At 46.4% G+C, this 13,304-nt stretch carries 12 protein-coding genes; 8 read left to right on the top strand and 4 right to left on the bottom strand.

Translation table 11 applies throughout. The annotated features are described in order from the left end of the window. Positions 1–7 precede the first annotated feature (7 nt). The 3 genes from MUG09_RS11360 (at position 8) to MUG09_RS11350 (ending at position 3,121) form a co-directional block, all read left to right on the top strand. Positions 8–979, top strand: coding sequence for an ABC transporter ATP-binding protein (locus MUG09_RS11360; protein WP_244771543.1), 972 nt, complete (start codon positions 8–10; stop codon positions 977–979). Positions 980–1,027: 48 nt separating this feature from the next. Continuing rightward, on the top strand, positions 1,028–2,188 hold the full coding sequence (locus MUG09_RS11355) for an extracellular solute-binding protein (protein WP_244771542.1): 1,161 nt from the start codon (positions 1,028–1,030) through the stop codon (positions 2,186–2,188). Between the two features lie 75 nt (positions 2,189–2,263). Then, on the top strand, positions 2,264–3,121 hold the full coding sequence (locus MUG09_RS11350; RefSeq protein ID WP_244771541.1) for an ABC transporter permease: 858 nt from the start codon (positions 2,264–2,266) through the stop codon (positions 3,119–3,121). Between the two features lie 10 nt (positions 3,122–3,131). Here MUG09_RS11350 and MUG09_RS11345 read toward each other — a convergent pair whose 3' ends face one another. Together MUG09_RS11345 and MUG09_RS11340 are read right to left on the bottom strand one after the other, a co-directional pair. Further along, positions 3,132–3,968 (bottom strand): alpha/beta fold hydrolase, encoded by an 837-nt coding sequence (locus tag MUG09_RS11345; protein ID WP_244771540.1) that lies wholly within the window; start codon positions 3,966–3,968, stop codon positions 3,132–3,134. 4 nt (positions 3,969–3,972) lie between these two features. Further along, positions 3,973–4,404 (bottom strand): helix-turn-helix domain-containing protein, encoded by a 432-nt coding sequence (locus MUG09_RS11340; protein WP_244771539.1) that lies wholly within the window; start codon positions 4,402–4,404, stop codon positions 3,973–3,975. A gap of 347 nt (positions 4,405–4,751) precedes the next feature. On the opposite strand from MUG09_RS11340, the gene MUG09_RS11335 reads away from it, so the two are divergent. From MUG09_RS11335 to MUG09_RS11320, 4 genes are read left to right on the top strand one after another with little or no spacing between them, the layout of a single operon-like run. Then, on the top strand, positions 4,752–6,119 hold the full coding sequence (locus MUG09_RS11335) for a 4Fe-4S binding protein (RefSeq protein ID WP_244771538.1): 1,368 nt from the start codon (positions 4,752–4,754) through the stop codon (positions 6,117–6,119). Positions 6,120–6,150: 31 nt separating this feature from the next. Continuing rightward, positions 6,151–7,548 carry an MmgE/PrpD family protein gene (locus MUG09_RS11330; RefSeq protein WP_244771537.1) on the top strand — a complete coding sequence of 466 codons (1,398 nt, stop codon included), beginning with the start codon at positions 6,151–6,153 and terminating at the stop codon, positions 7,546–7,548. A 40-nt stretch (positions 7,549–7,588) separates the two neighbouring features. Then, positions 7,589–9,040, top strand: a complete 1,452-nt coding sequence (locus tag MUG09_RS11325) for an SLC13 family permease (RefSeq protein WP_244771536.1) — start codon at positions 7,589–7,591, stop codon at positions 9,038–9,040. A 37-nt stretch (positions 9,041–9,077) separates the two neighbouring features. Further along, the gene (locus MUG09_RS11320) at positions 9,078–10,364 is read left to right on the top strand and encodes an SLC13 family permease (protein ID WP_244771535.1); all 1,287 of its coding nucleotides are present in this window, start codon (positions 9,078–9,080) and stop codon (positions 10,362–10,364) included. Between the two features lie 14 nt (positions 10,365–10,378). On the opposite strand, the gene MUG09_RS11315 is transcribed toward MUG09_RS11320, so the two are convergent. Then, positions 10,379–11,257, bottom strand: coding sequence for a LysR family transcriptional regulator (locus MUG09_RS11315; RefSeq protein WP_244775381.1), 879 nt, complete (start codon positions 11,255–11,257; stop codon positions 10,379–10,381). Between the two features lie 281 nt (positions 11,258–11,538). Between MUG09_RS11315 and MUG09_RS11310 the strand changes: the two genes are divergently transcribed. Further along, complete coding sequence (locus tag MUG09_RS11310) at positions 11,539–12,600, top strand: Gfo/Idh/MocA family oxidoreductase (RefSeq protein WP_244771534.1); 1,062 nt, start codon at positions 11,539–11,541, stop codon at positions 12,598–12,600. A gap of 203 nt (positions 12,601–12,803) precedes the next feature. On the opposite strand, the gene MUG09_RS11305 is transcribed toward MUG09_RS11310, so the two are convergent. Next, a complete protein-coding gene (locus MUG09_RS11305; protein ID WP_244771533.1) occupies positions 12,804–13,229 on the bottom strand; it encodes a GtrA family protein in 426 nt (141 codons plus the stop codon). Positions 13,230–13,304: the final 75 nt, after the last annotated feature.

The raw sequence follows: 13,304 nt of genomic DNA, 5'->3' as shown, positions 1-13,304 counted from the left end.
ATGGGAAATGAATGAAACAATAAAGCTCGAAATACAGAACATGACAAAATTGTATAAGAATGGTGATGGTGTAAAAAATATCAATTTGAAGGTCAGGCAAGGTGAGTTGATGACTTTGCTCGGGCCGTCGGGCTGCGGAAAGACCACCATTCTCCGAACCATCGGAGGCTTTCTCGAGTGCAATGCCGGAGCCATACTCATCGATGGCAAGGATATCGCCGACCTTCCTCCTGAGAAACGGCCGACGGCAATGGTCTTCCAGAGTTACAACCTATGGCCGCATATGACGGTCTTCGACAACCTTGCATTCGGCTTGAAGTTGAGAAAGGTCCCCAAGGCGGAGATTGCCGATCGCATATTGGATGTATTGAACCTGGTCAAAATGCCTGGTACGGAGAAAAAGTATCCCAACCAGATGTCTGGAGGTCAGCAGCAACGTATTGCCATCGCGCGCTCCTTGCTTCTCAAGCCTGAGGTTCTCCTTCTGGATGAGCCGTTCTCTGCCTTGGATGCAAAAATCCGTATGCAGATGCGGGAAGAACTGAGGAAAATCCAGACTGACCTCGATATAACCGTCGTGTTTGTCACCCACGACCAGGAAGAAGCCATGGCTTTATCCGACAGCACCGTTGTCATGAACAAGGGGAGCATCGAGCAGATCGGCTCGCCTTATGAGGTGTATCACCATCCTGCGAGTCGGTATGTCGCCGATTTCATAGGCGAGATGAATTTCATTGAAACCCAGGCCGGAATGCATACTGCCGTGCGTCCAGAGAACATCAGGGTTGAGAAGGGTGGTGGCGGCGACCTGGAAGGACAGGTTCGAAACATCATGATGCTCGGTCACTACACTGAGATGGTGGTTCAGACCCGGTTCGGTATTGTGAAGGCGTTCGTGTCAGGAAGTGAAGCCGACCTTTTCAAGCGGGGTGAACATGTAGCCTTGTACTTCAGCGATTCCCGACAGTTTAGTGAATAGCGAACTATGCAAAGCAGAAAGCTTTGCTGAAGACAATAGGAGGTCTTTATGAAAAAGGTACTAGCAATTCTCTTGGTACTGGGCATGGTGCTGGCCGTGCTGCCGGCAGGAGGAAGCCGGGAGCCGCAGGCAGCATCCGATGCAACCGGGAAGCCTTCGGTGACAGTATGGACCGATGGCAGCCAAAACGTGTCCGATTTGTTTACGGCATTGATCGATGCATACAATGCCCGGCCAGAGTCGACATCTCGGGTCAATCTGCAGTTCATCCTTTCAGGAACCGGCGATGAAGGTTTCAATGCACGTATCGCAGCGGCTTATCAGACGCAGCAGAAGAATGCAGGAATCGACATCCTCGCCAACAATACCTCAACCCTGGCGGCACTCGCCGACATTGCAGGGAGCGAGGACATTTTCCTGGACCTGGACTACTCAAAGCTTAAGAACTGGAAGCATGTCACCATGAAGCCGACCGAGCTGCAAACCAAGCTGGTTCCCTACCGTGGAACCACCGTCGTGTTCGCCTATGATTCAAAACGGCTTCCCGCTCCTCCCTCCACGTGGGCTGAGTTGACCCAATGGATCAAGGCGAATCCCGGCAGGTTTGCGTATTCTTCCTCTGGTGGAGCCTATTCCGCATTCGTCAGGACTGCCACGTATCATTTGATTGCAGACAAGAGCGCACGTCTCTCCAATGATCCGAAGTGGGCCGAGCAGTGGGATCCCGGTTTTGCCTGGCTGAAGGAGATTCATCCGTACTTGTATAAATCCGGTGGTTCGGTTGTGTATCCCAACAAGAACCAAGGTTCGTTGGATTTGCTCATCAACAGTGAAGTTGACATGATTCCCGCCTGGGCTGATCAAGTACTCAGCAACATGGCCAATGGAACCCTGCCTCCGACAACCAAGATGACCCAGATGACCGACGATGCCCTTTCGGGTACCGATGTATCGCTGAGCATCGCGTCCATGGCACAGAATCCCGAAGCGTGCTATGACTTCATCGACTTCGTCATCAGCCCTGCCGGGCAGAAGATTTGTCTGGAAGTAATGTTTGCCGTACCCGTCATCGAATCGTCCTTGATCGAATCGGATATGAAAGGGGCTGTATCGGAATTGGATCCATCCAACTTTGCAATCCTTTCAATCGGGGAGCTGGGAGACAAGCATACCCAGCGTTGGGAACGAGAGATTGCAACGCTTCGCTAATCGGTCCAACTGGTAATGTTATAGTGAGGGAGGGTGGTTCCAAACATCCTCCCCACCTGGAAGGGAGTATCCACCATGAAAACCAAGGGTGACGTTAAGAAGAATCTGATAGTACTGGCAATGTTGGCTCCGGCATTGCTGATTACCATCGGGATAGTCATTTATCCAATAGTCAACACAGTCATCAACAGCTTTCTTGATGCATCAGGCAAGCCGACGCTTGCCCACTACATCTATTTGTTCACCGACGAGTTGGCGATGGCCCATATCGTATACACGCTCTGGGTAGCCTCACTTACAGTCGTTATATCCATGGTTTTCGCCTATCTGTTGGCATTGTATCTTAGATTCTCGGATACCAGGATCAGCAAGACCATAGGTACGTTGTACCTGCTGCCGCGGTTCATTCCCAACTTGGTAACCATCTATGCGGTGATGACCATCGTACGGGACTCGGGTTTGATCAACAGAATATTCATGGAATTCGGTGTGAACTTCAAACCCGGTCTCCTGTTCAATTCCAAGGGTGTGATCATGATGAATGTCATCTTCAACATCCCCTTCGCCACCATGATCATCGTTGCCGCTCTTTCCGGAATTTCAGAGTCCATTGTCGAGAGTGCCAGGGATGTCGGTGCCGGCAGGTTCAGAGTATTTTTCCAGATGGTGCTCCCGCTCTCCTTCAAGGATGTCATGATCGCCATGGTGTTCATTTTCATGAGCAACATCAGCTCTTTCACCACTCCGTATTTGATCGGGCGCAACCACCCCCTGCTGTTGGGTGTATATTTGCGCAAGACCTTTGCAAACCGCGAATACAATCTTGCTGCCGCAATTTCGGTGGTGATTTTCCTCTTCAGCTCAATTTCCGCTTTTGTGTACCTTTACACCAACCTCAAGGAGAAGGATTGGGAGGCGCGGGCCCCTCAATAACCAGCTGTTCCTACAATATCCCTGCCAGGAACGGGAGCACTTTGTCTGCAGCAGTAGTGATGACATGCGAGCCCTCCAGGAGAATCACTTCAGCTTGGGGGACTTGTGCTTTCAACCTTTTTGCTGCAAGTGTTGCGTCCATGGTTGCATCGCTTATGCCGGCTATAAAGAGAACGGGCATGGAGAGTCCGGCCAGTTGTACATCCGAGAGTATTGGAAGTGCACCGATGATGGGGTTGAAGTGTTCAAATACCAGCATCATGAACTGCAGAACTTCGGCTGGCAAAACACTGTCTCCCAGGATGGTGTCCTTTGTCGCCTTGGCACTGGACCGGTCCATGGGGATTTTCTGTGTCTGTTCAATAAACGCCTGCTTGGGAGGTACCAGGCCCGCTGCTGCCAGGAGGATGAGTGCCTGTACCCGCTCAGGATGAGCAGCGGTGAATTGCAGTGCCAGCCATCCTCCGAGCGAGTTTCCCACAAGGATTGCTTTCTTGAGAGCAAGCGCATCCAGAACCTCTGCCAGCCATCGGGAATACTCATCCGATTGCAGATTCAGCCGATACTCCTCGCTGTTGCCCGGCTCTCCGGGAATATCGACAGCAAAGGCATGATACTCCCTGCTTAAGGCAGAAAGGTCTCCAAGCCAGGCAGCGTTGTTGCTGCATGATCCATGCAGGAGCACCATCGGTGGTCTGTCGCTCTTTCCCGCTTCCAGGATAAAGGTCCTGCCAAAGGTTGTTTCCACATATCTTTTCCCTAACGGGAATGCATTGAGGATCATGTCGTAGTATCCCCGAATTTTCTCTCTACCTTCCTGTGATTTGAACACTGAGGTTTTTTGCATAAGATCACTCCTTCTGTCCATCCATATAGAGTTGTATCATGTTGCAGATGGTCACCATGAAGGGCAGGCCGCCCCAGAGCATCAGCCTTACGGTTCGCTCGCGTTCAATGAACTGCGTTGCCAAGGAAGCGTCTCCGTACTCTGATGGCTTTGCATTCATGGCAGCATTGAGCGTGGTGATGATTCGGTATGCTTCATCCTTGCCCTCCACCTGGATGTCGATCACCGAGGTGCTTGTAGCACGTTCCTTGGTTGGCAGCGTTACAGCTTCGGCGGTGTTGTCTTCAGCAAATAGGCTCAAGTCATGGCCGCTGATGCGCCAGCTCTTGCCGATTTTACTCGCACGAAGTTTTCCTTCACGGATGTATCGTTGAATGGTTTTGGGGTGCATGCTCAGCATCTGAGAAACTTGTTCCACGGTATAATAGTTTTTCATTGTTACTTAAAACTCCTTAAAACTCAATTATAGGAGTATAATAAGTAATAATAAGATATATATCAAGTAAAAATTTTTACGGCATGCAATCACATGTTGATCAATCTGTGGGGAATTCTCTGCAACTGATGTAGATTGGCATACTACCTTCCTCCAAGCATATCATTGGCAGGGCAGGGATGTGGGAACAAAAAATCGATAGCACTTGCGTCTGATACTGTCATGCAGTTTGTGCATTACTGTCAATGATTAATAGCATTTCACAAATAACTGCTTCACTCCCTAAGATGATAAGCAGATCATGAACATGATAGGAAAAACAAAAGTATTACAACAGGGGGCATGAAATGGCAATACTGGAACCTGATCTGAGTGTGAATTTTGCAGGAGTTCACTTCCCGAATCCTATAGGGGTTGGCGCTATTGGAGAACACTGGGGGCATGCAGGTAATATCGATCAATATGTGGAGCTTAATTCAGAAATATTACTCAAGCATGTGAAAGCAGGTGCAGGGTATATCATTATGGCAGGAGCGTATGTTACACCCGAAACAGAAAAAATCATTCGGGAACGGACAAGATTTCTCGAGACTCCTTTGCGCCGAAGAAATGGTAAAGTCGGACACAGAATGCTGAAGCTTGAAACTGAGGCTCCGTATGGTGTTGAAGGGTTCTTATTCGTTCCTGCACCGTTCTATCTTGATGCCGGCTTCGCCAAAGCAACTGAACGTCGCAATGTTCTGATGATGAAAGCACTTAAAGAGAAAAAGCCGAAGGATGTGCCGATTGTCATTAATTTGGGAGGTCTTGGAGATATTGCAGAGACTTGGGTCGATGGTGCCAAGTTCTTTGAGTCCTTGGGTGCCGACATGATTGAAATCAATCTAGGATGTCCTCTGCCTACCGGATTGGGTAACTCCGTCGATGAGTATTTCAGTGGTAACTTCACCCCGGTTTGCAAAGGGGCCCTCATTGGCGATAAGGAAGAGTTGGTTGAACGCATCGTAAGGAGTGTGGTGCAGGCTGTCAACATTCCTGTGGGAGTAAAGTTATCTCCTGAGACTGGATTTCCTCGGATTATCAATATCGTGAAGAAAGCTCGGGATGCCGGAGCACAGTTCGTACAGTTGTTCAATGCAGGTGTTGGTATTGCACCTCCAGATATTTACAACGGTGGCAAACCTTCTTGGGAATATATGGACGGGAGTCCTTTCTGCATGGCATCGGGTTCATTCCTTCGTGTTCCATGCTACAAGGATGTCGCCGCAATTGCGAGGTTTGTTCCCGGCATACAAATTGCCGCAGCCGGCGGTCTTGTGGAACCCAAACACTTCATTGAGGCGATGATGTTGGGAGCAACAATGGTCCAGCCTTGTACTGGTGTGATTGAGCAGGGGCGAAGTCTCATCCGCAAGGGAGTTAAGTTCATGAAAGATTACATGGTCGAACAAGGCTATTCAAGCATGGACCAGATCATCGGGCTTGGCCAAAAGTATATCAAGTATAACGAAGATATTGACATGATGCCGGGACAAACCTTGATCCAAATTGATCATGAGAAATGCATTCGTTGCGGCAGGTGCGTAGACAACATCTGTCAGGCACTCTACATGGAGCGTGGCAAAGTCATGGTGCATGAAGAAAGATGTGCAGGCTGTGGTGGTTGTATCCTTGCCTGTCAGAATGGAGCATTGAAGCTTGGTTTGAGAGCATAGACAATTGGTTTAATAGAAATGGAGGAATTGTATGGCAACCGTCACTGACAAAATCATTGATTTTACTATGAATACGCAGTTTGAAAATATTCCACCAGACATTATTCACGAAGCAAAAAGGAGTCTATTGGATTCCATAGGATCTCTTTTTACTGGATATGCGACGGAAAAAGGAAAAATTGCATTGAACTTAGCCAACAGGTTTGGTGGTGCAGAAGAATCTTCCGTTATTGGATCTGTTCTCAAAATCCCTTGCACCACTGCTGCAATGGCAAATAGTGAATTGATGTATGCCTTAGATTTTGATTCTGTGCCACACATTCCTCCATTCATCATTCCTCCGGTACTTGCCATGGCGGAATGTAATCATCGGTCAGGAAAGGATGTATTGGTTGCGATTGTCATAGGCCAAGAATTGGCAAAGAGAATCGATAACTCGATGAACAGCATCATCCAGTCTGTGTCCGGTAGTGGGGGAAAACCGAAAACACCGGATGTATTTGGAAACAGCAATGAACATATGCTTGGAGCAGGGCTAGCTGTTGGGAGGCTGATGGGCCTGGACAGGGAGAGGCTGGAAAATGCACTAGGACTCGCTGGCTATTTGTGTTCCTTACCGGTTGGCCGTGATTGGGAGGATACCATGCCGAAATCTATCGTCAAGTATTCGCCGGCTGGTTGGAACTGTCAGGCAGCGGTAACAGCTTGTCTGTTGGCGGAACAGGGATACACCGGAAGTAGGACGATGCTTGATAATCCTTATGGATTTCATGTTTTCTATGGTGCTGCTGTATGGAATCCCGCTTTGATTACTGATGGACTTGGAGAAAGTTGGGAGTTCCCTGATTGCCAGTATAAACTGTATCCATGCTGTAGATTTCTGCAAAGTGCAATTGATTGCTTAATGGATTTAGTTGCAGAGCATAAATTTATCCCTGATGAGATTGCATGGATCAAGGCTTACAGCCTGCCGTTCCTAGCGCATCCTGATCAGTTGAGTGTCACTACGCAAATTGATGCTCAATACAGTTTCCCATATGCTGCTGCAATGGCAGTACATAATATCAAGTGTGGAGTAGATTGGCAGAATCCCAACATAATTAGGGATCCTGAAATACAATCTTTCATGAAAAAGGTCAGCATCGTTGGTGACCCGAAGGCAGGAGAAGAGAAGAAGAAGGATCCAAAGAGTTGGTATGCAAGAGTCGAAATGGAGGTCGAAGGAATAATCTATTCTAAGGAAACATATTACTCCAAGGGTACAAATATTGACAAGTATCGGTTAAGTGATGACGAACTCATTGCAAAGTTCAGACATAATGCTTCACCGATTCTTACTGAAAGGAAGATCGAGAATGCAATCAAGCAAATCATGGAACTGGAAAACTTGGATGATATTGCTGATTTGATGAAATTCCTGACCATTTGAAACGTTTGAAAGTCTCTATATTAATCAGGAGGTGCTTGGTATGGGTACTATGGCAAATCGTGTAAAGTCCGTGAATGAGAATAGGGTTGAAAGTCTCTCCAAAGGGCAACTGTTTGGAGCAATATTTGGTGTTGTGGCTGGGGTGATAATTTTCCTTTTGCCCTTGGGATTAGACAAAAAGGCCAATGCAGTGTTGGCATTATCTGCATGGCTGCTCATTTGGTTGATTTTCAGACCTATAGACTCCGGTTATACTGGATTAATTTTTATACTCTTTCTGACCCTCCTGAAATTCCCCCCAGCCAGTATTTTTACATGGTTTACCATCAGCCCAGGTTGGTTTCAAATATCTGCGTTTGTAATTGCATCCACAATGGTCAGAAGCGGGCTTGCAAAGCGGTTTGCCTATACGCTTATGTATAAACTTGGAGCTAATACTGTACCTAGATTCTTATTCATCAGTGTAGTAGTTGTATTCCTAATGATTCTTCTGGTACCTTCTCCTACAGCCCTTATTGCTATTACGTTTCCTTTGGCAATTTTTGTAGCTGAAGCATGGAATCTACCAAAAAGAAGTGAGCAGAAAAAAGGAGTCCCTCCGCTTGCTTTGGTCGCATTCTTCCTTTTGATCTTATGTGGACAAGCGGGGACTTGGGTAAAAACCGGCTTCAGCCTCAATCTTTTGACTATGGCTCTCTCTCGGGTTGACATTGAGTGGTTGGATTGGTTTGTTCTTGCAGCACCGCTGGTATGGGCTTTTGGGTTCCTTGCTGTTTTCCTCGTATTGAAAGTGTTCAAACCTTCAAAGAATGTTACTGCCCCGAAGGAGATACTGAAAACTAAATTTGATGAGTTGGGACCGCTTACCAACAAGGAAAAAGGTGTCCTTGCTGTTATGTTGGTAGTGCTGATTCTGTGGATTACCGAGTCAAGCCACGGAGTTTCTACTGGATGGGTTGCTTTGGGAGCAATGTGCGTATTTGCATTACCCAAGTTTGGAATTTTTAAAAATTTTGATGAAGCAATTTCCTCAATCAACTGGTCGGTCATGTTCTTTATCACCGCTCTCAGTGCAATGAGTACGGTCTTGAACAGTAGTGGCGCAAGTGTGGTAATTAAGAACGCGCTGAATGTTATACAACCTGATACCGTAACGGGCTATTATGTTCTCAGTTCATTGCTGGGGACATTTGCTACAAGTATTTTTGGGATTAATATGATGCAAGGGGTTTTCATCCCAGTATTTGTTGAATGGTCTCAGGTGCTTGGAATGAGTGCGAGCCATGGCCTATTGGCCGTGTGGTTGCCATCGGTTTTGGGAGGAAGTCTCATTCCCGTTTTATTACCATCGGTTTTATTTGCATGGACATTTAAATACAAGGGCGAACGATTGTTTACATTTGGAGATGGCTTCAAGATTACACTTGTAGCTTATGCTGCATTTTATGTGGTAGCGATAGTCTCCCAGATGACGTATTGGAACTTATTCTGACGATTAGGCAGTAATGCCGATGTAAAGAAGGTGAGTCATGGAAGGATTATTGATAGTACTGCTTGCAATTGCTTTATCAATCGTAATAGGCCATTTCTTCAAGATAAATGTAGGTGTAATTGCTTTGGTATTCGCCTATCTGGCTTCTGTGCTCATCTTCGATATCAAGGTAGCTGATATTTTCACTCACTGGCCTTCAAAGCTTTTTGTTATAATTTTCTCTGTTACATTTTTTTATGGTTCAGCAATCAACAATGGAGCAATTGAAGTCCTTGCTCTTAAAATTCTGTATGCACTGCGTAAGAGGACTGCACTGCTCCCAATTGCCATCTATGTGATTTCATCCTTGATTGCAGGTCTTGGAGGGGGTCCGTACGTAACGAATGTGATCATGATTCCTGTCACCTTGAAATTGGCAGCGTTGTCAGGGATGAGCCCTTTGCTTGGGGGTATGGCCATATTTTGTGCAGGAGCAGGTGCCTCCACATCCTATATTAGTGTTGCCGGAATGCTTGTCAAAGGATTTGTAGAGACAAGTTCATATGCAAGTTTTGCAGATGTATACCAACATGAGAATTTTATCAATGCCATGGTTTTTAGCACAGTAGCTTTCTTGGTTTTCTATGTAGCCATGAGGGGCTACAGACTCAAACCGGTTGTCCAAGATGTGCCTCCTGTGTTTACGAGGAAACAAAAGGCAAGCATGACGCTAATTTTTGGTATGATAGCATTGTATGTATTACCAACAATATTGGCTTTGGTTGTACCTCAAAACATAACGATCTTAAAAATAAAAGGAAAACTGGATTTTGCGCTCATTGCGCTCATTGGTTCAGTCCTTTCTATCATGCTGCGCTTATCGGATGAAAAAACACTATTCAAATCTGTGCCCTGGCATACCCTAATTATGATTTCGGGGATGGGCGTATTGATGGGAGTTGCCAAACAAGCAGGTATTATTACTCAGCTCGCCAGCCTGATAAGCGGGAACTTGTCAGCAACCTCAACGCTTCTTCTTATGATTACAATTGCCTTCATTATGAGTTATGTTTCTGACGGACTTGGAGTGGTTTTTCCTGCGCTCATTCCAATTGCAATCTCTCTTGCCGAATTTCATACAATGAGTCCTTCAATCTTTATCACTTCAGTCTGTATTGGGGCCTCATTGCCTGTCATGTCGCCATTCTCGTCAGGTGGTGCAATGTATCTTTCATTTGTTGCAACAGACAACCAGAAACAGATTTTATACAACCAGCTGCTATATGTTCCTTTTGCCATGCTGGCTATATGTTACGTGGTATTTTTAACTGGTATTGTCAAGTAAGCACATCAATGCGGTTAATATGCTTCGGAGATTTCCTGTATGAAAAGAGGTAAGCTTTCATTATGGTTTTCACGATGCCAAGCAAATCCTCTGAAGATATCACAATGATTATCTTCAAGCTTGATGAAGCAGATTTTTTGAGGATATATGGATTTGAAAAGCATTGGAGCGATACAGATCCCCTCCCCGCAACCAACCAGAGTGAATGCACTACTGATTGAAGTAGTTCTTTTTCGTACCCTGGGGGCGAAATCATTTTTTTTACAAATCTGGAAAACTACATCAGAAGACATGGAGTAATCATCCGAGTCAAAAACTATGAAAGGCTCATCTTTAATATCAGCTATGCGAATTGAATCCCTTGTCGCGAGTGGATGGTCTGGGGGAAGGATGACTGCTTGGTCAAGTTTCAGTAAGGGTTGCCATGCAATGTAAGGTATTTCTACCATTCCCAAGAAAATTGAGAAAACGATATCCAGATCAGCATCATATAAACGTTGCATGATATTACCGTGTTCACATTCGGATATATCCAATAAAATATTGGGATACTTTTTTCTGAACATATTTACCGCTTTGGGGAGGGTGCTATCAAACTGAGAGGGTAGAAAACCAATCTTAATACTCCCCCTTAACCCTTTTTCAGCCTCAATTACTTTTGATTGTCCTGCTTGAAAGTGTTCTAATATATTTTTTGCTTCTTCCAGAAAATATTCCCCGGCCTTCGTCAAGTTTACCGAACGTTTGTCCCGCAAGAACAAAGATACTCCTAACTCTGACTCCAAGCTTAATATTTTCCTACTGAATGCTGGTTGCGTGATGTTCATCTCTATTGCAGCCTTAGTGAAGTTCAATCGTCGTGCCAAAGTAACAAAACATTCCAACTGATACATATCCACTTGATTGCCCCTTATGTCCTACTGATAGACTGCAAAGTAGTAATATTAATTGTACTTGAGATGTCAGCAGACCGCAACGTTCTTATGTAGGTAGTGCAACGTTCTTATGTGTAGTGCAACCTATCTACCAACGGCCAACTAGAATAGGCACGTTCCATAATAACGGAAAGACTCCGGTAATGATGAGATTACTATGGTTGGAGGAATACTTGTCAATACTCCTCGCTGTGCTATAGTAGCTGCATGAATACATCCCACGATAGGGCAGGTTTGCTATGCGAATAATCCTCATCGGCTACGGCTGGCGCAGTCTCTTCTTTTATCGGATCATCAAGGCTCTTCCTCATCAGTTTACGCTGGTGACGTGGGTGTTGCGTACACAAGAGCGGGCAGAGGAAGTACAAAAGCTCTACGGAGTGCAGACATGCTCGAATGTACACCAGGCCCTGTGCGTGGAGCATGACCTGGTAATCCTCAGTGTTCCGTCCTCCAGCATGAAGGAACTTCTTTCAGTGCTCATCAACCATGACGAAAAGATTCTGTGCGAGACCGGATTCACCTCACTCCCGCTTCAGACCCTGAATACCCTCTATGCAGGATATCGTGCTTCCAACAGCAGGATATTCATTGCCGAGCAGTACCGGCGTCAACCGTATTACCACACCTGTCATGCGCTTTCACCCCTGTTGGGACCGTTGACCGAGGCGCGTTGTGCCAGTCTTCACGACCACCATGGAATCAGCATCATCCGGTATTTCTTGGATGAGAAGGGGGCAAACTGCACCATTACCGCGGTCAACAGGTCCAGTTGGGTTGTAAAGACCGGGGGCAGGGACAGCATCGACATCGAGGGTGTACGTGTACAGAGCAAGCGAATCACTGCTGTATTGGCGTTTGATGATGGCAAGACTGGGTACTTCGATTTTTCTGATGTGCAGTACCATAGCAGTATTAGGAGCAGTCACTTCAGCCTTTTCGGAGAACGAGGGGAGATTTCCGACTACGAAGTGAGGTATCTCAATGGTGATAATGAGGGAGTATTGCAGACGATCCAGCGATTCGAGGATGGTGGGCTCACCAACAACCCGCGATCGCTTCGCTCCTTGACATTCGGGGATGTCTGCCACTTCAAGAACCCGTATTGGCCACTTGGATTCAATGACGATGAAATCGCCATTGCCTTGTGCATGGAGGATGCGTGCAATGGGAGGGGATATGGTTTGCATGAGGCTCTTCAGGACTCCTACCTCGCACAATGCATACACCGAAGCTGCAGCGAAGGAAGACCCCTGGAAACGCACACTCAAATCTGGGCTGACGCCTTTTCTTCTCTATAAGAAGAGTCAAAGGATGCAATCGGTGATCGACTTTCTTGAGAAGGGGGCGACAAAGCAGTTGATTGTCAGGAAGATTGATTTTCACTCTATCTCCGTTCAGTTTTACACGTAAATAGGAGAGGATTTCCTTGGTCGGTTGATGGGTTTTTCATCATGCTGGTGATAAAGACCCCCCAAGGAAGAAGAGAAATACAGGTTGTCTCTTATGTTCGGGTATTCATTGACCTGCGGTAGATGATGAATCGATTGACGCAGTACTCGGTGACCAGATTTACCACCATGGTTCCGCCCAATACAAGGTAATCGGAGATTCCCATCTGTACCAAGGCATCCCCCCACCAGGTGGAAAGCGGGGTGAAGATGGCGTAATAGAGGCCCAGTTGCATCATGGCCTTGGGGATGTTGTTTGCACTTTTGAAGGTGAAGCGACGGTTTACCGTAAAGTTATAGACGACACTGGCAATCAGGGCGGTAAGATAACTGGGCCAATAGGGGAGATGAAAGAGTTCCTCGAGAATTGTGAAGACAAGTACTTGAATGATTCCTGCACTGATGGAAAAAACTACGAACTTACCGATTTGGACAAGATTTTCCTGTTTGCTCAACGCCACTGTCTCTTTGTTTTCCATTGAGGTCCCCTCACTGCCGGGATTCAGTATACCCTGTTTCACCGCCGGGTCAACAAGACAAGAAAAAAACCGCAG

Source organism: Sphaerochaeta associata, from assembly GCF_022869165.1.
GTDB lineage: Bacteria > Spirochaetota > Spirochaetia > Sphaerochaetales > Sphaerochaetaceae > Sphaerochaeta > Sphaerochaeta associata.
This window is presented reverse-complemented; position numbering and strand designations above follow the sequence as displayed.